The sequence below is a fragment of the Streptomyces deccanensis genome (genome assembly GCF_022385335.1).
GTDB lineage: Bacteria > Actinomycetota > Actinomycetes > Streptomycetales > Streptomycetaceae > Streptomyces > Streptomyces deccanensis.
Map to the genome: position 1 here is coordinate 5,754,827 of NZ_CP092431.1, position 21,747 is coordinate 5,776,573.

At 71.8% G+C, this 21,747-nt stretch carries 21 protein-coding genes; 14 read left to right on the forward strand and 7 right to left on the reverse strand.

What is annotated here, in order from left to right:
• The first annotated feature begins 164 nt into the window (after window positions 1-164).
• Together L3078_RS25720 and L3078_RS25725 are read left to right on the forward strand one after the other, a co-directional pair.
• A complete protein-coding gene (locus L3078_RS25720) occupies window positions 165-1,448 on the forward strand; it encodes an adenylosuccinate synthase (protein ID WP_184905509.1) in 1,284 nt (427 codons plus the stop codon).
• A 140-nt stretch (window positions 1,449-1,588) separates the two neighbouring features.
• Window positions 1,589-1,882, forward strand: a complete 294-nt coding sequence (locus tag L3078_RS25725) for a DUF3303 family protein (RefSeq protein WP_239756313.1) — start codon at window positions 1,589-1,591, stop codon at window positions 1,880-1,882.
• Between the two features lie 11 nt (window positions 1,883-1,893).
• Here L3078_RS25725 and L3078_RS25730 read toward each other — a convergent pair whose 3' ends face one another.
• The 4 genes from L3078_RS25730 to L3078_RS25745 form a co-directional block, all read right to left on the reverse strand.
• Window positions 1,894-2,544, reverse strand: coding sequence for a hypothetical protein (locus tag L3078_RS25730; protein WP_239756314.1), 651 nt, complete (start codon window positions 2,542-2,544; stop codon window positions 1,894-1,896).
• Between the two features lie 98 nt (window positions 2,545-2,642).
• On the reverse strand, window positions 2,643-5,099 hold the full coding sequence (locus L3078_RS25735; RefSeq protein WP_239756315.1) for a dolichyl-phosphate beta-glucosyltransferase: 2,457 nt from the start codon (window positions 5,097-5,099) through the stop codon (window positions 2,643-2,645).
• The gene (locus tag L3078_RS25740) at window positions 5,096-5,794 is read right to left on the reverse strand and encodes a GntR family transcriptional regulator (protein ID WP_239756316.1); all 699 of its coding nucleotides are present in this window, start codon (window positions 5,792-5,794) and stop codon (window positions 5,096-5,098) included. The genes L3078_RS25735 and L3078_RS25740 overlap by 4 nt, the downstream gene beginning before the upstream one ends.
• Window positions 5,795-5,936: 142 nt before the next feature.
• Complete coding sequence (locus tag L3078_RS25745; RefSeq protein ID WP_239756317.1) at window positions 5,937-7,292, reverse strand: aspartate aminotransferase family protein; 1,356 nt, start codon at window positions 7,290-7,292, stop codon at window positions 5,937-5,939.
• Between the two features lie 323 nt (window positions 7,293-7,615).
• Between L3078_RS25745 and L3078_RS25750 the strand changes: the two genes are divergently transcribed.
• The 4 genes from L3078_RS25750 to L3078_RS25765 all read left to right on the forward strand — a co-directional run bounded on the left by L3078_RS25750 (window position 7,616) and on the right by L3078_RS25765 (window position 13,238).
• A complete protein-coding gene (locus L3078_RS25750; protein WP_239760466.1) occupies window positions 7,616-8,227 on the forward strand; it encodes a DJ-1/PfpI family protein in 612 nt (203 codons plus the stop codon).
• Complete coding sequence (locus L3078_RS25755; RefSeq protein ID WP_239756318.1) at window positions 8,224-8,691, forward strand: MarR family winged helix-turn-helix transcriptional regulator; 468 nt, start codon at window positions 8,224-8,226, stop codon at window positions 8,689-8,691. Before L3078_RS25750 ends, L3078_RS25755 begins: the two co-directional genes overlap by 4 nt.
• A gap of 182 nt (window positions 8,692-8,873) precedes the next feature.
• Entirely contained in the window at window positions 8,874-11,432 is a 2,559-nt protein-coding gene (locus tag L3078_RS25760; RefSeq protein WP_239756319.1) for a serine/threonine-protein kinase, read from the forward strand.
• Window positions 11,433-11,657: 225 nt separating this feature from the next.
• Window positions 11,658-13,238, forward strand: a complete 1,581-nt coding sequence (locus L3078_RS25765) for a PstS family phosphate ABC transporter substrate-binding protein (RefSeq protein ID WP_239756320.1) — start codon at window positions 11,658-11,660, stop codon at window positions 13,236-13,238.
• A 212-nt stretch (window positions 13,239-13,450) separates the two neighbouring features.
• Here the strand turns inward: L3078_RS25765 and L3078_RS25770 are convergent, their stop codons facing one another.
• Window positions 13,451-14,218, reverse strand: a complete 768-nt coding sequence (locus L3078_RS25770) for an SLATT domain-containing protein (protein ID WP_239756321.1) — start codon at window positions 14,216-14,218, stop codon at window positions 13,451-13,453.
• 279 nt (window positions 14,219-14,497) lie between these two features.
• On the opposite strand from L3078_RS25770, the gene L3078_RS25775 reads away from it, so the two are divergent.
• The 5 genes from L3078_RS25775 to L3078_RS25795 all read left to right on the forward strand — a co-directional run bounded on the left by L3078_RS25775 (window position 14,498) and on the right by L3078_RS25795 (window position 18,090).
• Window positions 14,498-14,845: a YbaB/EbfC family nucleoid-associated protein gene (locus tag L3078_RS25775; RefSeq protein WP_239756322.1), complete on the forward strand. Its 348-nt coding sequence runs from the start codon at window positions 14,498-14,500 to the stop codon at window positions 14,843-14,845.
• Between the two features lie 136 nt (window positions 14,846-14,981).
• Window positions 14,982-15,581, forward strand: a complete 600-nt coding sequence (recR, locus tag L3078_RS25780; RefSeq protein ID WP_184905496.1) for a recombination mediator RecR — start codon at window positions 14,982-14,984, stop codon at window positions 15,579-15,581.
• Window positions 15,574-16,239 (forward strand): DUF5063 domain-containing protein, encoded by a 666-nt coding sequence (locus L3078_RS25785; protein WP_239756323.1) that lies wholly within the window; start codon window positions 15,574-15,576, stop codon window positions 16,237-16,239. Before recR ends, L3078_RS25785 begins: the two co-directional genes overlap by 8 nt.
• A 269-nt stretch (window positions 16,240-16,508) precedes the next feature.
• Window positions 16,509-16,943 carry a hypothetical protein gene (locus L3078_RS25790; protein ID WP_239756324.1) on the forward strand — a complete coding sequence of 145 codons (435 nt, stop codon included), beginning with the start codon at window positions 16,509-16,511 and terminating at the stop codon, window positions 16,941-16,943.
• A gap of 211 nt (window positions 16,944-17,154) precedes the next feature.
• Window positions 17,155-18,090, forward strand: coding sequence for a M56 family metallopeptidase (locus L3078_RS25795; RefSeq protein WP_239756325.1), 936 nt, complete (start codon window positions 17,155-17,157; stop codon window positions 18,088-18,090).
• A gap of 32 nt (window positions 18,091-18,122) precedes the next feature.
• Here L3078_RS25795 and L3078_RS25800 read toward each other — a convergent pair whose 3' ends face one another.
• Together L3078_RS25800 and L3078_RS25805 are read right to left on the reverse strand one after the other, a co-directional pair.
• Window positions 18,123-18,980: an alpha/beta fold hydrolase gene (locus L3078_RS25800; RefSeq protein WP_239756326.1), complete on the reverse strand. Its 858-nt coding sequence runs from the start codon at window positions 18,978-18,980 to the stop codon at window positions 18,123-18,125.
• Entirely contained in the window at window positions 18,958-19,404 is a 447-nt protein-coding gene (locus L3078_RS25805) for a hypothetical protein (protein WP_338059523.1), read from the reverse strand. Before L3078_RS25805 ends, L3078_RS25800 begins: the two co-directional genes overlap by 23 nt.
• Before the next feature lie 141 nt (window positions 19,405-19,545).
• Here L3078_RS25805 and L3078_RS25810 point away from each other — a divergent pair, with 141 nt between their 5' ends.
• The 3 genes from L3078_RS25810 (at window position 19,546) to L3078_RS25820 (ending at window position 21,724) form a co-directional block, all read left to right on the forward strand.
• On the forward strand, window positions 19,546-20,301 hold the full coding sequence (locus L3078_RS25810) for a helix-turn-helix domain-containing protein (RefSeq protein ID WP_239760467.1): 756 nt from the start codon (window positions 19,546-19,548) through the stop codon (window positions 20,299-20,301).
• A complete protein-coding gene (locus L3078_RS25815; RefSeq protein ID WP_239756328.1) occupies window positions 20,294-20,485 on the forward strand; it encodes a DUF397 domain-containing protein in 192 nt (63 codons plus the stop codon). Before L3078_RS25810 ends, L3078_RS25815 begins: the two co-directional genes overlap by 8 nt.
• Window positions 20,486-20,728: 243 nt before the next feature.
• Window positions 20,729-21,724 carry an RAD23 family protein gene (locus L3078_RS25820; RefSeq protein WP_338059524.1) on the forward strand — a complete coding sequence of 332 codons (996 nt, stop codon included), beginning with the start codon at window positions 20,729-20,731 and terminating at the stop codon, window positions 21,722-21,724.
• Window positions 21,725-21,747 lie beyond the last annotated feature (23 nt).

Sequence of the window (21,747 nt, forward strand, 5' to 3'; positions counted from 1 at the left end):
TTGTGCAAGAGCCCCTTGCGCTATTGCGCCAGGGGCTTCGTCTATTCCGGGGCATCCGGGTCCACAGTGTGCGGCCAACGACGGTCGCGGCGCACGCGACGGTAACAAGCCATCGCGTACGCCCCCGACCTTGGACATGCCCCGCCCGGAAGGGGTGTACGCGCGTGCCCGCACTTGTGCTGCTCGGTGCTCAGTGGGGTGACGAAGGCAAGGGAAAGGCGACGGACCTGCTAGGCGGATCCGTTGACTACGTGGTGCGCTACCAGGGCGGCAACAACGCCGGCCACACGGTAGTCGTGGGTGACCAGAAGTACGCCCTCCACCTGCTCCCTTCCGGGATTCTCTCCCCCGGCTGCACGCCGGTCATCGGCAACGGAGTCGTCGTCGACCCGTCGGTCCTGCTCTCCGAGCTGAGCGGTCTGAACGAGCGCGGCGTCGACACGTCCAAGCTCCTGATCAGCGGCAACGCTCACATCATCACGCCGTACAACGTCACCGTGGACAAGGTCACGGAACGTTTCCTCGGTAAGCGGAAGATCGGTACGACGGGGCGGGGCATCGGCCCGACCTACGCCGACAAGATCAACCGCGTGGGCATCCGGGTCCAGGACCTGTACGACGAGTCGATCCTGACGCAGAAGGTCGAGGCGGCCCTCGACGTCAAGAACCAGCTGCTCACCAAGCTCTACAACCGCCGCGCGATCGCCGTGGACCAGGTCGTCGAGGAGCTGCTGGGCTACGCCGAGAAGCTGGCCCCGTTCGTCGCCGACACGGTGCTGGTCCTGAACCAGGCCCTGGAGGAGGACAAGGTCGTCCTGTTCGAGGGCGGCCAGGGCACGCTCCTCGACATCGACCACGGCACGTATCCCTTCGTGACCTCGTCGAACCCGACCGCCGGTGGCGCCTGCACGGGCGCGGGCGTGGGTCCGACGAAGATCAGCCGGGTCATCGGCATCCTCAAGGCGTACACCACCCGGGTCGGCGCGGGTCCGTTCCCGACCGAGCTGTTCGACGAGGACGGCGAGGCGCTGCGCCGCATCGGCCACGAGCGGGGCGTCACCACCGGCCGTGACCGCCGCTGCGGCTGGTTCGACGCGGTCATCGCCCGCTACGCGACCCGCGTGAACGGCCTGACGGACTTCTTCCTCACCAAGCTCGACGTCCTCACGGGCTGGGAGCAGATCCCGGTCTGCGTCGCCTACGAGATCGACGGCAAGCGCGTCGAGGAACTCCCGTACTCGCAGTCCGACTTCCACCACGCGAAGCCGATCTACGAGACCCTGCCGGGCTGGTCCGAGGACATCACCTCGGCCAAGTCCTTCTCCGACCTGCCCAAGAACGCCCAGGCGTACGTCAAGGCACTGGAGGAGATGTCCGGCGCCCCGATCTCCGCGATCGGCGTCGGCCCGGGCCGCGACGAGACGATCGAGATCAACTCGTTCATCTAGCCGCACCCGTTCCTCGCACGAGGCGTCCTCACGTCCTCACACCGGCCGGGCACGCGCAGGCGTGCCCGGCCGGGCCTATTCTGGAAAGTGCGCCAATCGCCTATATGGCGCATATCGGGCGACCGGAGGAAGTGACTGCGATGCGCATGATGCTCAAGGCTCGGCTCGACACCGAGAAGTCCAACGAGGCCATTCGGAACGGCACGCTGGCGAAGCAGATGCAGGCCTCCATGGAGCAGGTGAAGCCGGAGGCCGCGTACTTCACCGCCGACGGCGGGCAGCGCACGTGTTACCTGGTCTTCGACATGCAGGACAGCTCGCAGATGCCCGCCATCGCCGAGCCGTTCTTCCTCGAACTGGGCGCCGAGGTCACGTACTACCCGGTCATGAACGCGGAGGACATGCAGAAGGGCCTCGCGGCACTGGGGCACTGAGGCGAGGACCCTCAGCTGAACACGATCATCGAACCCTGCGCCAGGCTGCGGGTCGTCGCCGCGTGCAGGCCCAGCCAGACGTGGCGTTCACGGGCGAACGGGCTCGGGTCGTAGGGCGCCGGGACGGCCGGCTCCTCCAACTCCGTGGGCGCGAGCGGTGCCTCGGGCGGCGCCGGCGGGTTCGCCGGGTCGATGCCGATGGCCGGGGCGACGAACTCCAGTTCCCTCAGCAGGCCCTGGGAGGAGCCCAGGGGCCCGCCCCCGGCGAGCAGTTCGTCGCTGGAGAGGGGCTGCGGGAAGTCGACGGGGACATAGGCGCCCGCGTGGTCGTAGTGCCAGACCAGGTGCGACTGCTGGGCCGTGCCCTCGAACATCTCCAGGAGCTGTTCGTAGTCGCCGCCCAGCGCGTCCACCGGCGTCACCGCGAGCCCGCAGACCTGGAGCAGATAGGCGCGGCGCAGGAAATGCAGCGCGTCGTAGTCGAAACCCGCGACGGGGGCGACCTCCCCGGTCAGCCCCGGCATGTACTGGTACACCGGAACCGGTGGCAGCCCGGCCTCGCCCAGCAGCTTGTTGTAGAGCGCGAGTTCCTCGGCGAAGGGGTTGTCGGGCGTGTGGCAGAGCACGTCGACGAGCGGGACCAACCAGAGGTCACAGGCCAAAAGAGAACTCCTCGGTCATCCGGCACGCACACGCACGGTAGGGATACGTTCGCGTACGGCACACAGTGGTCAGGGAAGCGTAGTCGCTGGACGCGTCTTCAGTCCCCTGCGTGCAGGTCCCATACCCACACTCCGGCCACCCACCTCCCGGGTCGGCCGACCAGCTTGTCCACCGTCTCCCGCAACTGATCGTCGTACGGCTGCGGACGCAGCACCAGCGCGCCCGCGTGCCAGTACGCGAAGTCCCTGCGGGCCTGCGCCTGCCAGTTCTCCCCGATCACCGGGACCTTGCCGCTGTAGCGGACGTCACGCAGCAGGTTGGAGGTGTGGCGGGGGACGGCGCCGTAGATGCCGACGCGGTCCTCGCCGAACGGGCCGTTGAAGTAGCCGCCGGGCATCCGGAACCCGAAGTCCGCCGTGGTCTGCCAGCGCAGCGCCTCCGCGTTGCCCGGGTCCGGCAGCGGCACCGGCACCAGCGTCTCGCCGGCCCCGGTGTCGACGTAGGACCGCCAGGTGCCGTCCGCGATGAACGCCGGGATCTCGGCGCGGTCCACGGACTTCAGCGGGGCCGGGACGATCGGCAGCAGGGCGAGGGTCACCGCCAGGAAGCCGACGTAGCGCGTGCCGAGGGCGGGGGTCGCCGCGAGGCGTGCGCAGGCGATCGCCAGCAGCATGCCCAGCACCGGGGCGCAGATCATCGCCACCCGGCCCTCGATGACCGACTCGAACAGCGGCTTCTCGGCGAGCAGTGCCCACGGGCCCGGCAGGACGAGGTCCGTCTGCGGGAGGCGGAACTCCGGGCCGAGGGAGAGGACGGCCGCGGCGACCGCCGTGAACGCCAGCGCCTTCACCAGGGCCTGTTCCCACAGCCGTACGACGATGCCGAGGGCCAGCAGGACCAGGGGCCAGCCGTAGAAGGCGTTCTGCTCGGTGATGTTGAGGGAGAGCGCGTCCGCGCGGTCGCGGTCGCCCGCGAGGAGGGAGCGCTCGGCGAAGGAGAGGAGCGCGAGCGGGCTGTTGCCGGAGTTCGCGCCGTGCGCGATGTTCCCGTAGCTCTGCGGGCCGAAGAACTGCCAGGAGAGCGGGAAGGTGACGATCGGGAGGGCCACGAGGAGCGCGACGCCGAGGCCCTTCAGCAGCGGGCGCCAGGAGTCGCGGGCCACGTCCCGGCGGACGAGGCCGTAGGCGACGGCGAACAGCAGCATGCCCATGGCGGCGAGGAGGAGGGGCTCCTCGCCGAGGAATATCTGGTAGGCGGCCATCAGGCCGAGGACGATCCCGTCCCGCCGGGTCGCCGCGCCCGTGCACAGGCGCAGCGCCCGGTCGACGATCAGCGGGATCATGAACAGGACGACGAAGTTGGGGTGCGCGTTGGCGTGGCTGACCATCGGCGGCGCGAACGCGGCGAGCGCCGCTCCGGCGAAGGCCGCGCCCCGGTGCCGTACGACCCGTTTGACGATCAGCCAGTACCAGGCGGCGCCCGTGGCGGCGAGGCCCAGCGTCATGACCAGGGCGAGCGAGATGGCCGGGCCCAGGAGGAGCGTGACGGGCGCGAAGGGCACCGACAGGCCCAGCATGACCGTGTTGGCCATCAGGTTCACGCCGTCGGGGAAGCCCTGGAAGGTGGTGAAGAGCGGGTTGCGGAAGTGGACCAGGTTGTCGGCCGTCACCGCGAAGAACCACTCCCACTGGTTCTGGTCCTGGAGGGAGTCGGGGAGGTAGCGGCCGTTCGGATCGATCCAGCGGCCGCCGTAGAGGGCCACCGCCATCAGGAGGAAGCCCAGGACCGCGAGGACGTCGGCCCGGCGGACGGAACGGGCCCGCAGGACGGCGAGTTCGCCGAGGACCCGGGCGTAGTCGCTGGGACGGATCTTCGAACCGGGCTGGTGGGACCAGCGGACAGGGACCTCGGCGACGGGCCAGCCGCTGCGGTGGAAGTACCGCAGGATCTCCACGTCGATCCCGAACCCGTCGAGTCGGGAGGCGGCGAACGCCTCGCGGGCACGGTCGCCGTCGAACAGCTTGAAGCCGCACTGGGTGTCGCGGATGCCGGGCACCGCGACGCCGCGTATCAGGAAGTTGCCGGCCCGGCCGAGCGTCTCGCGCAGCCGGTGCTGGTGGCGCTCGATGCTGGCGCCGGGTGCCTCGCGCGAGCCGATCGCCGCCGTGTGGCCGTCGGAGAGCGCCTTGTCGAGCCGCTCCAACTCGTCGATGGGCGCGGAGAGATCGGCGTCCGTGAGCAGGACCCGGCGGCCGTGCGAGGCGAGGACACCGAGCCGCAGGGCGTGGCCCTTGCCCCGGTTGCGGTCCCCGCCGGAGACCAGCTGCACCCGCGCCTCGCGGGCGGTGACGGCGGCCACGACCTCGGCCGTCTCGTCGGTCGACCCGTCGTCGACGACGATGATCTCCCAGCGGGCGGCGGCCTCGGTGGCCGAGAGATGGGCGATGATCGCGTCGAGCGTGGGGCCGAGGCGGTCCTGCTCGTTGTAGGCGGGGACGACCACGGAGAGGTCGACGCTCAGCTGCCCGCCGCCCGTCTTCGGGGTGATGGTCATCCGTCCGCCAGTCGTTCCACCAGCCGCAGAGACTGCTCGTCGTAACCGGCGATGATCTCCTGCGCGCTCAGCCCGTCCCGGCGGGTGAGGGCGTCGACGAGATCGGTGTGGTCGGCCCAGAGCCGGCCCTTGAGGTCGTCCGTCCCGTGGCTCGCCTGTCGCAGGTACTGGACCGCACACGCCCAGGACTGCACGCGCAGCCGGTGCAGGAAGTCGGTGAGGTACGGGTTGCCGAACAGGGCGCTCAACTCACGCCAGAACCGGAGGTCGTAGCCGATGAGGATGTCCACGTCCCCGGCGGTCGCGGCCCGCCGCGCCTCCTCGCCGCGCCGTCTGATCCCGGCGAGCGCGGCGGCCGTACGGGGGTCGACCTCGCGGTCGCCGAGCCGCCGGAACATGCCGGCGGTGACCAGGATGCGGGCCTCGACCATGTTCCGGTAATCGGCCACCGAGTACGCGTGGACCTCGAAACCCCGGTGCTGCACGGCGTCCAGCAGCCCCTGCGCGGACAGATCCACCAGCGCCTCGCGCACGGGCGTCGCCGAGACGCCGTACTGCTCGGCGATCTCCTTGACCGTGAACTCCTGCCCGGGCTTGAGTCTGCCGGCCAGCACCTCGTCACGGAGCGCGTCCGCGAGCTGCTGCCGCAGGGTGCTGCGGGTCACGGCGCCATTGCCGCCGCCGGTGCCGGGCATCGTGGTCTGGGTCCCCCATCCGCGTACGCGTACGCATCCTGTGCGTGCTCTCCGAGTTCTCTTACGAGCACGTCACCTTACGCGTTCGGGTTCGGCGGAGGAGTTTTCGCCCTTCTGCCCGGCACCGAGGGCTGCCACGGCCTCACACGGTGTGTTCGTCGGCCACGGACAGGGCCGCGTCGAGGGCGGCGAGACCCTCCTTGGCCTCGGCCTCCGTGATGGTGCACGGGGGGACGACATGGGTGCGGTTCATGTTGATGAAGGGCCACAGGCCGTTCGCCTTCGCGGCGGCGCCGAAGGCGAGCATGGGGGCGTTGGCCTCGCCGGTCGCGTTGTAGGGGACGAGGGGTTCGCGGGTCTCCTTGTTCCGCACCAGCTCCAGCGCCCAGAACATGCCGGTGCCGCGCACCTCGCCCACCGAGGGGTGCCGCTCGGCCAGTTCGCGCAGCGCCGGGCCGATGAGGGAGGCGCCGAGGGAGGCGGCGTTGGTCACGACCCCCTCCTCCTCCATCACGTCGATGGTCGCGACGGCGGCGGCGCAGGCCAGCGGGTGGCCGGAGTACGTGAGGCCGCCGGGGTAGGGGCGGCGGGCGAAGGTCTCGGCGATCGCGGGGGAGATGGCGACGCCACCCAGGGGGACGTAACCGGAGTTCACGCCCTTCGCGAAGGTCATCAGGTCCGGTACGACGTCGAAGAGGTCCGCCGCGAACCAGGTGCCGGTCCGCCCGAAGCCGGCCATGACCTCGTCGAGGACGAACACGATCCCGTACTTGTCGCACAGCTCCCTGACCCCGGCCAGATAGCCCGGCGGCGGGACCATGATCCCGGCCGTGCCCGGGACGGTCTCCAGGATGATCGCGGCGATCGTCGACGGCCCCTCGAAGGTGATCGTCGTCTCCAGGTGCTCCAGCGCGCGGGCGCACTCCTGCTCCTCCGTCTCCGCGTGGAAGCGGGTGCGGTAGAGGAACGGGGCCCAGAAGTGCACCACGCCCGCCGTGCCGGTGTCGGAGGCCCAGCGGCGGGGGTCGCCCGTGAGGTTCACGGCCTGCTGGGTGCCGCCGTGGTACGAGCGGTACGCGGCGAGGACCTTGGGGCGGCCGGTGTGCAGACGGGCCATGCGGGTGGCGTGCTCGACCGCGTCGGCGCCGCCGTTGGTGAAGAAGATCTTGTCCAGGTCGCCGGGGGTGCGTTCCGCGATGAGCCGGGCGGCCTCGGAGCGGGCCTCGATCGCGAACGCCGGGGCGAAGGTCGTCATGGTCGCGGCCTGCTGCTGGATGGCCGCGACGACCTTGGGGTGCTGGTAGCCGATGTTGGTGTAGACGAGGCCGCTGGTGAAGTCGAGGTAGCGGTTGCCGTCGTAGTCCCAGAAGTAGGACCCCTCCGCGCCGGCGATGGGGAGGGGGTCGATGAGTTCCTGCGCGGACCAGGAGTGGAACACGTGCGCGCGGTCCGTGGCCTTCACCTGGGCGCCGGTCCGGGGGTTGGGGCGAGGGGTCATGGGGTGAGGCTAGGGGTGGGGGGTGGGTGGGGGACATTGGCTTTGTGTCTGTGGGGGGTGGGTCCGGCCCGACAGTTTGTCGCCCCCTCCGCGAGGGGCTGCGCCGCTTGAACCGTCGGCCGTCCGTCCGGTGGGGGCTGGTCGCGCAGTTCCCCGCGCCCCTGAAAAAGCGGGGCTGCGCCCCTGCTTTTTCGGCCCGAAAGGGCCGTAGGCCCTTAAGGGGCGCGGGGAACTGCGCGAGAAGCCCCACCCACCCGCACCCGACACTCAGCCCGTCCTCACTCCCCATTGACAGCAGGCTGTCGTAATGTCAGGATGCTGTCATCAGTATTCGGAAGCCTGTTCATCTCGCCGTGTACGACACCTACGCCGACTGGGAGACGGGACACACCACCGCGTGGCTCGCCAGGGGTGGGTACGAGGTCCGCACCGTCGCCGAGGGGACCGACGCCGTGCGGACCATCGCGGGGGTGCGAATCCAGCCCGATGAGACCCTGGCGCAGCTGCGGCCCGAGGACAGCTCGCTGCTCGTCCTCACCGGCGCCGACCTCTGGGACACCGGCGACGCACTCGCCCCGTTCGCCCGCAAGGCGCGCGAGTTCCTCGCGGCCGGCGTCCCCGTCGCCGCGATCTGCGGCGCGACCGCCGGGCTCGCCCGGGAAGGGCTGCTGGACGACCGGGCCCACACCAGCGCGGCCCCCTTCTACCTGGCGGCCACCGGCTACGAGGGCGCGCAGCGGTACGTGGAGGCGGACGCCGTCACCGACGCGTCCGGGCTCCTCGTCACCGCCGGCCCCACCGAACCCGTCGCCTTCGCCCGCGAGGTCCTGCGCCTCCTCGGCGTCTACGAGGGCGAGGTCCTCGACGCCTGGTACCGCCTCTTCCACGACTCCGACGCGGAGGCGTACGCCGTGCTGGAGGCGGCGGGCCGGTGAGCCGCGCACAGCAGGACCTCCTCAGCCGCGCCGCCCTCGGCGTCTTCCGCCTCAACGGCCAGTTCCTCTCCGTCGCGGACGAGTTGACGCGCCCGGCGGGGCTCACGGCCGCCTGGTGGCAGGTCCTCGGCGCGGTGCTGCCCGAACCGCTGCCGGTCGCCGGGGTCGCCCGGACCATGGGCATCACCCGGCAGAGCGTCCAGCGCGTCGCCGATCTCCTCGTCGACCGGGGGCTCGCCGTGTACGTGCCGAACCCGGCCCACCGTCGCGCCAAGCTCCTCACCCCGACCCCGGCCGGCCGCGCGGCGATCGAGCGGATCGACCCGGGCCACGCGGACCTGGCCGCCCGCCTCGCCCAGGCGCTGGGGGAGGAGGAGTTCGCGGCGACCGTGCGGGCGCTCGAACGGCTGTCGGGCGTCCTGGACGACCTCGCGGCGGCGCCGGACGCTGTTACGGAACCGTAGACACCGTCCCATCCGACTCCCCGTACGGCCGCACTACGATCGGTCCGTTGCGCACGTACGCGACGTAGACGACGTTGATGAGGTTGCCGACGTAGGCGACGTACCCGTACGTACATGTACACGGATACGTTCGCGTCCGCGGACGCGTCGGGACGGCACGGGGAATCAGGGGGACGGTGGCCATGGAGAAGCTCGGGCCCGGGGATCCACAGCGGATCGGGGCGTACCGGCTGCTCGCGCGGCTGGGCGCCGGCGGCATGGGGAACGTGTACCTGGCCCGGTCCGAGCGCGGCCGTACCGTCGCCGTCAAGCTGGTGCGGCAGGAGTTGGCGGAGCAGGAGGAGTTCCGGGCGCGGTTCCGGCAGGAGGTGCGGGCCGCGCGGCAGGTCGGCGGGTACTGGACCGCGCCCGTGCTGGACGCGGACACCGAGGCGGGCATCCCGTGGGTCGCCACCGGGTACGTCGCCGGGCCCTCCCTCCATGCCGTCGTCGGCCGCGACCACGGGGCGCTGCCCGAGCGGTCGGTACGGATCCTCGCGGCGGGGCTCGCGCACGCGCTGGAGGACATCCACGCGGCCGGGCTCATCCACCGGGACCTCAAGCCGTCCAACGTGCTGGTCACCATCGACGGGCCGCGCGTCATCGACTTCGGGATCGCGCGGGCGCTGGAGACCGTCACGGACGGCGGGCTGACGCGCACCGGCGCGCTCGTCGGATCGCCGGGTTTCATGGCGCCCGAGCAGGTGCGCGGTGACCGCATCACCCCCGCCTGCGACGTCTTCTGCCTCGGCTCTGTCCTCGCCTACGCGGCCACCGGCAACCTGCCGTTCGGCGCGGCCAACTCCGGTGTGCACGCCCTGATGTTCCGCATCGCCCAGGAGGAACCGGATCTGGAGGGGGTGCCGGAGGGGCTGTACGACATCGTCCGCGACTGCCTGCGCAAGGACCCCGCCGCCCGCCCCACCCTGGCCCAGATCCTCCAGCGCACCGGCGCCGAGGACACGGTCTTCGCCGGCCGCTCCCGCGACCCGTGGCTCCCGAGCGCCCTGGTGGCCCAACTGGGCCGGCACGCGGTGCGGTTGCTGGACACGGAGGATCCGGAGGAGACGGGGGAGACGGGAGTTCCGGGGGGTGCGGGGGCCGCTGGGGCTGCGGGGGCTGGTGGTTCGGGTGCCGCTGGGGACTCGGGTGCTGCTGGGGGTGCGCGGGCCGCAGGTGGCCCGGGGGCTGCGGGAGGTCCTGGTGGGGCGGTGAGCCCGGCGGGTGCCGGGGGTGCGGCGGCTGCGGGAGGCGGCCCCGATGCGCCGGGAAGTGCGGAGGGCGCCGGTCGTTCGACGGCTTCCTCGGCCGCGGCCGGGCCCGCGGCGGGGCAGCGGCCGGGTGCGGCGGGCCAGTTCCCGACTCCGCCCTCGACTCCGCCCTCGACCCCGCCGACCGCTCCCTCCCCCTCTTCCTCGGCGCCTCCGTCGGTGAGTCCGTCGGGGGCAGCCGCCGCGGGCATGGCGGCCGGTGCCGCTGCCCAGAGTCCGCCGTCGGCCGGGGTCGGTCCCGCGTCCGCGCCTCCGGCCGGCCCCGCGGGGCCGCCGCCCTCGGCTCCGCCCGTGTATCCGCTGGGCGATCCCCATTCTCCGTACGGTGGTTCCGGTGGCTCGGGGTCCCGTGCCCCGGGCTCGGACGGGGCGACCGGGTCGGCGACGACGCCCGGTGCCCCCGGCTCCCCGGTCGAGCACCCCGCCGCCCCGCCCGGGGGCGCGCCGGGGGCCCCGTTCGACCGGATGCCGACGCAGATCGCGGGGGCGGGGGGAGCGCAGCCCTCTCCGCCGGGCGCCCCGCCGCACACGCCGCCCGCGCCCTCCGGGTACGGCTTCCCGCAGCCGTACACCCAGCAGCCCGCCGGTGGGTACGGGCAGCACTCCGCACCCGGCTACGGGCAGCAGCCCGGCGCGGCCCCCGGCCCCGGCCCCGGCCCCGCTTACGGCTACCCGCACAGCGGACCCCAGGCGTCGTACGGGGCGTACGGGCAGGGGCCGTACGCCGGTGGGCAGGGGCCCGCAGGTGCCGGCGGGTCGGGGCTGGGCGCGACCCCGCCGTACGGGCCGGAGCCCCTCTACGGCCCCGGGTCGGGCATGGGCCCCGGCGGTCGCCCCGACCCGGAGCGCGGAAGCCGGCGCTCGTCCGTGCTGCTGGTCGTCGTCGCTCTGGTGGTCGCCCTCGGGGCCGGCGGTTCGGTGTACGCGCTGATGAAGAAGGGGGGCGACGGCGACGAGCACAACGACGCGAAGGGCGGTACGAAGACGAGCGCGCCCGAGACGTTGGAGCCGACGACCGACGAACCCACGACCCTCGAGACGTCGCCGGACCCGACCACCGAGTCGCCCGACGCCGGCACGATCCCGGAGGACTTCCTCGGCACCTGGAACGCCACCCTCGACGGCTCCGGCGGCGCGGACACCCGTCAACTCGTCATCCAGCAGGGCGAGGTCGGCGACACGGTGCTCTCGCTCACGGCGGACGGTCCGCTCGAAGGCGGCGGCACGTACCACTGCGTGTTCGAGGCGGCGCTGACGGACGAACCGGACGACGACGGTCCGCTCAGCATCGGCCCCTCCACCGTCACCACCGGCGAACCGGCCGAGTCCTGTTCCCCCGGCGCCGCCACCACCGTCACCCTCCTGCCCGACGGCCAACTCCGCCGCGTAGACACGGCGGGCAAGTCGGTGACGTACGCGAAGGCCGACTGACCGAACGGGCCGACTGACCGAACGGGCCGACTGACCGAACGGGCCGACGGAGCGGGCGGCGCCGATTGAGCGGCCGTGCGGGTGGCGTGTTCGACCGGGGCCGCCCGGCGAACTTCCGCTGAACTTCCGGCGCCGTACCCGGATTGTCCGCGCCCCGTTCCCGCCCCCGGCCGTACCGTGTCCCCGCTTGACTGCGGAGCGTGAGGCTCGGGGGAGTGGCTCGGGATGCAGGAGTGGCTGAGCGCGGAGAACGTGGTGGCGGTGGCGACCGCCGTGGCCGGTGTCGTGGCGTCGGCCGTGATGGTCTGGTACGAGCGCAGGGTGCCGAGGCGCAAGCGGATCGGCTACCGGGTGCAGATGGACAACCCCATAGGCCACGACGTGCGTTCGGGGCGGGCCAATGTCCGGCTCGGGCTGTTCGACGAGGCCCCGGACATGTCCGACGCCACCCTGGTGCTGCTGCGCGTCGAGAACGACGGCTCCCAGAGCATCGCCGACAACGACTACACCGGACGTGAACTGCACGGCCTCACCGCCGTGTTCAGCGGCCGCGTCATCCGGGGAGTCTCGGTCACCCAGCCGCCCGGCACCGACCACCTGATGGACCACTTCACCCCGGCCGCCGGCTTCGGCTACCGCGACGGCGTCCTCCGCATCCCCCGCGTCCCCCTCAACCGGGGCGACCACTTCAAGCTGCTCGTGCTCCTCTCCGGCGGGGACGTCGACAGCCCGATCCGGCTCATCGGCGGCATCCGGGACGGCGAGGTGCACCCCAACCGCAGCGCGACGCCCGACGAGAAGCCGCCGTTGTTCAGCCGCGCGGCCCGGCTGATCACCGTCATGCTGACGCTGTGCGTGATCGCCCTGGCCGCGATCGTCGTCGTACGGGACGACACCCCGCCGCCCATCGAGTGCGCGACGGGCGAGCTGACGCTCACCGGGTCGACCGCGTTCGCGCCGGTGCTGCGCGGGCTCGCGGAGGAGTACGAGAAGGACTGCGAGGGCGCCGAGATCCGGGTGGACGCGCGGGGGAGTTCGGCGGGTGTGAACGAACTCGCCGCGCTGGGCGCCGAGTCGAAGAAGGGCTCATCGGCGGTCATCGCGTTCTCCGACGGCCCGAGCACGAGCGCCGATCCCGAACTGATCGGCCACCGGGTCGCGTTGTCCGTCTTCACCCTGGTCGTGAACGACGGCATCCGTCCCCGTGGAGGCAGCCTGACGATCGATGACGTACGGCGCGTCTACCGGGGCGAGATCACCCGCTGGAGACAGTTGGACCCCTCCCTCCCCGACATCCCCGTCGTCCTCGTCAGCCGGGACGCCGACTCCGGTACCCGCCAGGTGTTCCAGCGGACCGTGCTGGGCGGCTGGGAGCAGGTCGCCAGCACCTCGCTCGACTGCCGCCGGGACGACCTCTCGACCGCCCGCGTCCCCCGCTGCGAGCTCGACTCCACCGAGCAGGTGCTCACCAAGGTCGCCGCGCTCCCCGGCGCCATCGGCTACAGCGAACTCAACCTCACGACCCGCCGCCCCGGCCTGCGCCGCCTCGCCCTCGACGGCCACACCGCCTCCGTCGAGGCCCTGGAGAAGGGCGACGCCACCTACCCGTACTACGGCGCCGAGTACGCCTACACCTACCGGCGCCCCCCGGCCAACTCCCTCGCCGACAGCTTCCTCGCCCACATCCGCCGCGGCACCGCCCAGAGCGTCATCCGCAACCACGGCCACGTCCCGTGCGAGACGGCGACGGGTGCGCGGCTCTGCGACGAGCGGGCGCGGGAGGACTCGGGGGCACGGGCTTCGTAGGCGGCCGCGGGTCGTTCGTGGTTGCTCGCGCAGTTCCCCGCGCCCCTAAAAGCTCCAGGCCCTGCGGGCCTGGAAAAGCTGGGGCGCAGCCCCGCTTTTCCAGGGGCGCGGGGAACTGCGCGACCAGCCCCCACCGGACGGACGCTTGGGGGTTAAAGGGGCGCAGCCCCTGTTGGATGGGACGGGTAGGGGCGGCGGGGGCGCAAAACCCCCTACCGAGGCTCCGGCGGCCGCTGCCGAGGCATGTTCGGCCGAGCCCCCGGAGGCAACGGCACCCGCCCGTTCCCCACCCCCTCCGGCCGAGCCCCGGATCCCCCCACCCGCAACCCCACCGGCGCCGCCCCCGCCCGAAACTCCACCATCCAGTCCGCCGTCTCGGCCCGCACCAACTCCGTGATGTCCTCGGAGAACCGCCGCAGCACCCCGAGGCACCGCTCCGCGGCCTCCCCGGCCGTCCCCTCCGCCGGCCCCAGCACCTCACGCGCACTCTCGGACGCCCAGTCGAACCGCAGCACCTGCAGCCGCCGCTGCACCGCCTGGGCCGTGGCGACGTCCCGCATCCACCCGGAGGTGACACCGAAGAACCGATCCACCGCCACGCACGCCACACAGGACAGCAGCGCGAGATACCCCCAGGGGGCCACCCCGCCCACCGCCCCGGTGAGGTCGAGCAACGGCAGCGCGGCCCCGACGAGCGCCCCCGTCGCCGCCCCGACCCGCAGAACCCGGGCCGCGAGCCGTTTCCACACGCGGTCCGTGAGATACCACGCGGCGGTCTCCAGCGCCGCCCGCTCGACCCAGTGGTACAGCTCCTCCAGCCGCTCCGCCGGCGCCCCCCAGTCCCCCTGCGGGAACGGCCGCCCGGCCAGATCCCCCACCCACGGTCCGGTCGCCGTCGTCCACGGCTCCGCCCACAGCCCGGACCCCTCACCCCGCCCGTCCTGGGGTCCCCCCTCGGGCTGCATCTCCGGCTGGCTCACCCGGCACTCCCTACGTACGTACGGCGCTCACGCACCACCCTGACGCGGCCGGACCCTTCCTACCGCCCAATGGGTGGCGAAGATGGTGTTTTCGCCGCTTATCCCCTGGAAGATGCCCTTGATCGGATATACGAATCCCCGGCCGACTCACTCGAAAGAGTGGCGCGGCAGAGGCCGTGCCGACCACGTAGGCTCGTTGCGACCGCAAGAACGTCCACGGGGGCGTCCGTAGAACCGTCCCCGAGGACCTCCGCAAGTACTCGTGCGAGGGAGCTGAACGTGATCCCCGGTGGTGGCCAGCCCAACATGCAGCAGCTGCTCCAGCAGGCCCAGAAGATGCAGCAGGACCTGGCGAGGGCGCAGGAGGAGCTCGCGCACACGGAGGTCGACGGTCAGGCGGGCGGCGGCCTGGTGCAGGCCACCGTCAACGGCTCCGGCGAACTGCGCGCCCTGAAGATCGACCCCAAGGCGGTGGACCCGGAGGACACCGAGACCCTCGCCGACCTGATCGTCGCGGCCGTCCAGGCGGCCAACGAGAACGCCCAGACCCTCCAGCAGCAGAAACTGGGCCCCCTCGCCCAGGGCCTCGGCGGCGGTGGCATGGGCATCCCGGGCCTGCCCTTCTGACCCCGCTCCCTCCGCAACCCCCTCCGGACTCCTCCGCAACCCCGAGCGAGCCCATCCGTGCCCGGTACCGCCTTCCTCGGAGCGGCGGCGGCCGACTACGGTACGTACTGAAAGACACCAGGAAGGACGGCAGTCCGTGTACGAAGGCGTGGTCCAGGACCTCATCGACGAGCTGGGGCGGCTGCCCGGCGTCGGTCCCAAGAGCGCGCAGCGGATCGCCTTCCACATCCTGCAGGCGGAGCCCACGGACGTACGGCGGCTCGCGCAGGCCCTCCTTGAAGTGAAGGCGAAGGTCCGTTTCTGCGCGACCTGCGGCAACGTGGCGCAGGAGGAGCTGTGCAACATCTGCCGCGACCCGCGCCGCGACCCGTCCGTCATCTGCGTCGTCGAGGAGCCGAAGGACGTCGTCGCGATCGAGCGCACCCGCGAGTTCCGGGGCAAGTACCACGTCCTCGGCGGCGCGATCAGCCCGATCGAGGGCGTCGGCCCCGACGACCTGCGCATACGGGAGCTGCTGGCCCGCCTGGCCGACGGCACGGTCACCGAGCTGATCCTCGCCACGGACCCGAACCTGGAGGGCGAGGCCACGGCCACGTACCTCGCCCGCATGATCAAACCCATGGGCCTCAAGGTCACCCGCCTGGCCAGCGGCCTCCCGGTGGGCGGCGACCTGGAATACGCGGACGAGGTGACCCTCGGCCGCGCCTTCGAGGGGAGACGATTGCTGGATGTCTGACGCCACGCTGCACGCGACGGACCTGAACCCGGACGACTTCGCGGTCCAGATCGCGGACCAGATCGAGAGCTTCCTGGTCGCCGTCACCGAGGTCGCCAAGGGTGACGAGCCGGACTCGGCCGTCCCCTTCCTCCTGCTGGAGGTCTCCCAGCTGCTGCTGGCGGGCGGTCGCCTCGGCGCGCACGAGGACATCGTGCCGGACGAGCGTTACGAGCCCGACCCGGGTTTCGAGCCGGACGTGGACGAGCTGCGCGAACGCCTCGCCGTGATGCTCGACCCGGTCGACGTCTACTCCGAGGTCTTCGACCCGTACGAGCCCCGCAAGGCGCCGGTCCCGGCCCGGATCTCCGACGACCTCGCCGACGTCATCGCCGACCTGCGCCACGGCATGGTCCACTACCGCGCGGGCCGCACCACCGAGGCCCTGTGGTGGTGGCAGTTCTCCTACTTCTCCAACTGGGGCTCCACCGCCTCGGCGACCCTCCGGGCCCTCCAGTCCCTCGTCGCCCACGTCCGCCTCAACCAGCCCCTCGCCGAACTGGACGGCCTCGACACCGACCAGGAACTGATGGGCGACGAGACCCTGGAGTTCGAGGCGGGCCAGGTCATGGCGGAGGAGATCGCGGGGCCGCTGGGGCTGGGCAGGAAGGTCAAGTAGCCGGACCCTCCGGACGAGCGAGGCGAGGCGAGGCGAGACCAGGCGAGGGGCAGCGCGGGGCGGGGTTCACGGCGGGCGCGAGAGCCGGACGTGAGCACGTCCCACGCCCCTCCCACCGCACGCCCCCTCCCACCGCACGCACGCCCCCACCGACCGCTTGCCCGCTCGATCGCGCCGTTCGCGGGGAGTTCTCGGCCCTGGGCGAGGATGATCCGGCGGTATCCGATGATGGCGCTCCGTACGCCGCCAGTGCCCGCCACAATGCCCCCATGACACTGAAACCATGGGCATGGGCCGGTCTCGCGGTTGCCGGCGCGGGCGTGGTCACGCTGGTCGGGTTCGCCTTCGTCGATCTGGGCTCGGCCGATCAGATCGCGAGTGTGGCCGGCGGGTCCGCGGGCGTGTTCGGCCTCGCCCTCGCCGCCATCGCCCAATTCGGCGGCTCATCCCTGCCTCCGGCCCCGCCGGCCCCCGCCCCGGGCACCCCCGCCGTCGGCGTGACCGCCTCGGGGCAGGGCGCGATCGCGGCCGGAGGCAGCATCGGCTCGGCCTCCACAGGCGGTACGACTCCGCCGCCGCGGACCCCGCCCAGCACCACCCCACCCTCCTCCGGCACCACTGGTCCGAGGGGGAACGTGACCGCCTCCGGGCCCGGTTCCATCGCGGCGGGCGGAGACATCGGCTCGGCGTCGACAGGCTCCTGACCGGCGTCAAAAGACCTTCAACCTGCGTCGGCAGGCCCGTGATCGGGGCGGACCCCGGGGTGCTGCAGGGATGGCAACCGGCCCGTTCACCGGTAGCGTGTGACCCGGCTGTGGAAGCCGTGGAGGTCGCGACCCCACCCCTGGGTGAGGCCCACCTGCCGGTCCCCGTGCACGGCCCGCCCGCCCCCCGACCAGGAACCGGACCAATGACGTGACCGATCTCCTGCTCCTTCTCGTCGCCGTGGCTCTGACCGCCGCCGTGCTGGGCCCCCGCGCCCTGGTGAAGTCCGTGTGGCCCGAGCGGGAACCCGTGGTCGCGCTGTGGGCGTGGCAGTGCCTGGTGGCGGCGGCCCTGCTGAGCTGTCTCGCGGCGCTCGTGCTCGGGGCGGCGGCGGTGTTCGAGACGGTGCGTACGCACGCCTTCGCGCCCGCGCCCCCGGCCGTGACCGCCGCGTACGACCTCACGGCGGCCCCGCCCTGGACGGCCGTACTGACGCTGGCGCTGGCCTGCGGGGCGGCGTGGAGCGGCGCGATGCTGGCGCGGGAGCTGGTCGAGGCCCGGCGCCGACGGCAGCTGCGCCGCGCGCATCTGCGGGAACGCGCCCCCGACCTCCCGGCCGGGCTGCCGCAGGCGAACGGGCCACTGCTGGTCCTGGAGGACGAGTACCCGGACGCGTGGCTCATGCCGGGTGCCCCGCCCCAACTGGTCGTCACCACCGGCGCGTTGGCCAAGCTGAGCGACCGTCAGCTGGACGCCGTGCTCGCCCATGAACTCGGCCACGCCCGCGCCCGCCACGACTGGCTGCTGCACCTCTCCACCGCCCTCGCCACGGGCTTCCCGCGCATCCCCCTCTTCGCCCACTTCGCCGACCAGACCCACCGCCTGGTCGAACTCGCCGCCGACGACACGGCGTCGCGCCGCTGCGGTCACCTCACCACCGCTCTGGCCCTCATCGAACTCAACCAGCACCGGGGCGTGTTGAGCTGCTCCAACACCCGCCGCCTGCTGGGTGACCGGGTGGAGCGCCTGCTGGAACCCCCGCCCCGCCTGGACCGCACCCGCCGCGCGGCCACCACGACCGCGGCCGCGCTCCTCGCCCTCCTCCCACTCCTCATCGCCTTCGCCCCGGCGCTGGGGACGCTGTAGCCGTCCGACGAGCCGTCCGATCAGCCGTCCGACTATCCGTCCGACTGGTCGGCCGACTGTTCCTGCAGGAAATCCATCAGTACGGCGGTGAGTTCGGCGGGGGTGTCCTCCTGGACGAGGTGCCCCGCGCCCGAGATCGGCTCGAACCGCGCCCCCGGGATACGGTCGGCCAGTTCGCGCCCCTTCGCCAGCGGGATCCAGCCGTCGTCCTCGCCCCAGCACACCAGCGCCGGGATGCCGATCTGGCCGTACCGGTCCTGGATCTCGTCGGTGTGGGCCTGGTTCGCCTGGGCGATCTGCCGGTAGAAGGCGGGCTGCCCGTGTTCGCCGAGCCACGGCTCGACGAGCCGGTCGAGGACGGTGGGGTGCAGCCCGGGCCCGCTGGCGGAGCTGACGTACTCCCGCACGAGGGCCCGGTGCAGCGCGGGCGGCAGCTGCTCGAACACCTCCGCGTGCCGGCCGAGCAGCCGGAAGGAGGGTGAGCCCCACGGGGCGAGCGCCACGGGGTCGACGAGGGCGAGCGCGCGGTAGCGCGCCCCGTGCAGCAGATGGGCGCGCAGGGACACGGCCCCGCCGAAGTCGTGCGCGACCACGAAGGGCTCGTCCAGCCCCCAGTGCGCCAGCAGCTCGGCGAAGACCCGTCCCTGCGCGGCCAGGGACACGTCCTGACCGGTGTGCATGTCCGACTCGCCGTACCCGGGCATGTCCCACACGAACACCTGATAACGGTCGGTGTCGGCCAGCGCCTGCGCGATGCCGCGCCAGACGTAGGAGGAGAAGGGGGTGCCGTGGCAGAGCACGACCGGTTCCTGCCCGGCCTCCCCGATCGTGCCCCACCGCACGGCCCCCGACGCACTACGGAAAGTCTCAGTCAGCAGCACTTCGCTCATGGCTGTCGGTTACCCCACGGAATGCCGTCGTCACAGCGGTGAGCAACGACTCCGGTTCGACGTACGGAACTTGGGGCGTCGGCTCGGAGTACCAGCGCAGCGGATACGTGTTGCCGTCGAGGGCGGGGATGCCGACGTACGTCACCCTGCGCATGTTCGTCGAGTCCAGCCCGAACCGCTGCACCCCTGGCAGCCACGCGTGCCTGTGCACCGTCCCCGGCCGCAGCAGGAAGTACACCCACCGGAACCCGGCCTGTTCCAGCACGACCGGCCCGGCGTCCCCGTCGGTCACCTCGACCAGCCTGTCCGCGACCAGCTCCCCGCGCTCGCCTTCGATCCGTACGGCGTCGAAGTGCACGCCGATCACGCGCAGCCGGTGTCCCGACACCGGTACCCACGAGGGCCGGTGCATTGCGTTCGTCATGGTCACACGGTGGCGATGCGCGGGCTACGCTCGGTAGTGACTGAGGTGATACACGCCGGTGTGTATCGGTCGGAGGTGCGCGCGGTGTCAGCCCAGTACAACTCCCCCTCGCCGGTGGCCTGGCGCTACGGCGGCAACCAGATGAAGCGCTGGCGCACGAAGGCGAACGTGAGCCGCGAGCAGCTGGCCGAGGCCGCGAACTACTCGCCGGACACGATCAAGTCGATGGAGCAGGGGGTAAGGATGCCGACCCCGCGGGTGCTGGATGTGGCGGACGAGCTGTGTGGGGCGCAGGGGCTGCTGAGCGCAGCCAAGGAGTACTTGCAGCGGGAGAAGTTCCCGGCGCGGGCTCAGGACTTCATGGAGCGCGAACGGGAGGCGATCAGCTTCTGGTCGTACGAGACCACGTACGTGCCTGGGCTGTTGCAGACGACGGGATATGCGCGGGCGCTGATCGAGAACCACGTCCCGGCGCTGGACGAGGAGACGGTGGAGGCGCGGGTCGCGGCTCGCATGGACCGGCAAGCCATCCTCACCGACCGAAGGCCTCCCGTGAGCATGAGCTTCGTCATCTACGAGGCGGCCCTGCGCGGCACGCAGGTCGACGCGGAGCAGTTGCACCGCCTGTTGGAGGCAGCCCGTCTGCGCAACGTGGCGTTGCAAGTGCTCCCGTTCGAACGAGCCATCTCCGTAGGGCTCATGGGACCGATGGTGTTGTTGGAGACTCACGACCACGAGCGATTCGCGTTCTCAGAAGGTCCGTTCGCCAGCGAGCTGTCGGCCGATCCCGGTGTTGTCAGCCGCGCAACCGAGCGACTTAGCATGATCCGCGCCCAGGCCCTCAGTCCCGCTGAATCGGCCCGTTTCATCGAGCGGATGGTGGATCGCCATGAGTGACCAGCTGCAGTGGTTCAAGTCGAGTCACAGCGACTCGGAGGGCGGGAACTGCGTCGAAGTCGCTTTCCAGCGTCAACAGTTGACTGTCTGGATACGCGACACGAAGAACCCCACCGGCCCGACTCTCACCCTCCCCGCCCCCGCCTGGGCCGCCTTCATCGCCGCAGGTCAGCCCGGAGCTTGAGCCCCGGGACCCGAGCTCTTCCAAAAGGGTGACGTTCCGTGATCGACTCGCTTCGGAACGTAAAGCCGCTCTAGGTTCGCGGCATCTGACCACATAGATCGGCCCCGGCCGGTGCGCCAACACCAGTGCCAGGGCCTAGACCTACGGATCGAAAGCGACTCGATCGTGGCTTACGCCCAGCCTAGTGCTGCCCTGCCTTCCCCGTCCCACCCGATGGCCAAGACGGGTTACGGAAAACGCTCCGTGGGTGACGAAGACCCGTACGCGGACCCGAACTTCGCACACCTGAGCCCCCGCGACGCCGAGATCGCCGTCTTCATCGACCACCTTGAGGACGGCCACGCCATGGGCCACAAGGTGATCGCGGCAGAACACCCTCACTACGGCCAGCAAGCCGTGCGTACGTCGGCGGGCCGCCTCGTGCGCGCCGGGCATCTGCGCTGGATCAAGGAGCACATCACCATCGAGGAAGGCTCCATGCGGTGGGTGACGCGGACGTACTGGTCGCGCACGCCCAGGTCCGTGGAGTGGTGGGCGGAGTTCGCGCGGAAGCGCGACGGCAGGGACGTGACGGAGCACTACCAGTCGGGGCTGGCCCGGGTCGAGGAGGGCGAGCCCGCCGACGAGATGACGGAAGAGCCGACCTCGACCCTGACCCCGGCCCCGACTCCGAGTACCGCCCCGAGCCCGGCTCCGGGGGACGCGCCCAGCACCGCGTACCAGACCCTCGCCGACATCCGTTCCGTCGATCCCCGTATGCCGCTGTCCGAAGCCGATTGCCACTCCCTCGAATCCCTGGTCACGCAGTGGCTGTCGCGGGGTGCGACGCCGCAGGACGTCACCACGGCGCTGACCGACGGGTTGCCGTCGGAAGTCACCAACCCGGGCGGATTCGCCCGCAAACGATTGGAGCAGAAGATGCCCCCGACCCCGTCGCCGCGTCCCAAGAAGGCCAAGCTGCGACAGAAGGCGGCCCGGCGCGCTCATGTGACCCGCGTGATCATGGCCTGTGGTCTCTGCGACGCGGACGAGCGGACCGTCGAGATCGTGCACGGGCTGTGCCCCGAGTGTCTTGCCGAGATCGAGGCGGACGGGCCGATGCCGTTGCACACGCCGGTCCCGGACACCTTCCTCCCCGCCCCGCGTGCCGGTGGCCTGCCCGGCGCCGACGAGGTCGTGGACGTCACGGCCCGGGTGGACGAGCTGCGCCGGGCGGGCCGTCTGGGGCGCTGGAAGTGATGCCCCGGAGGGATCTCGCCGGC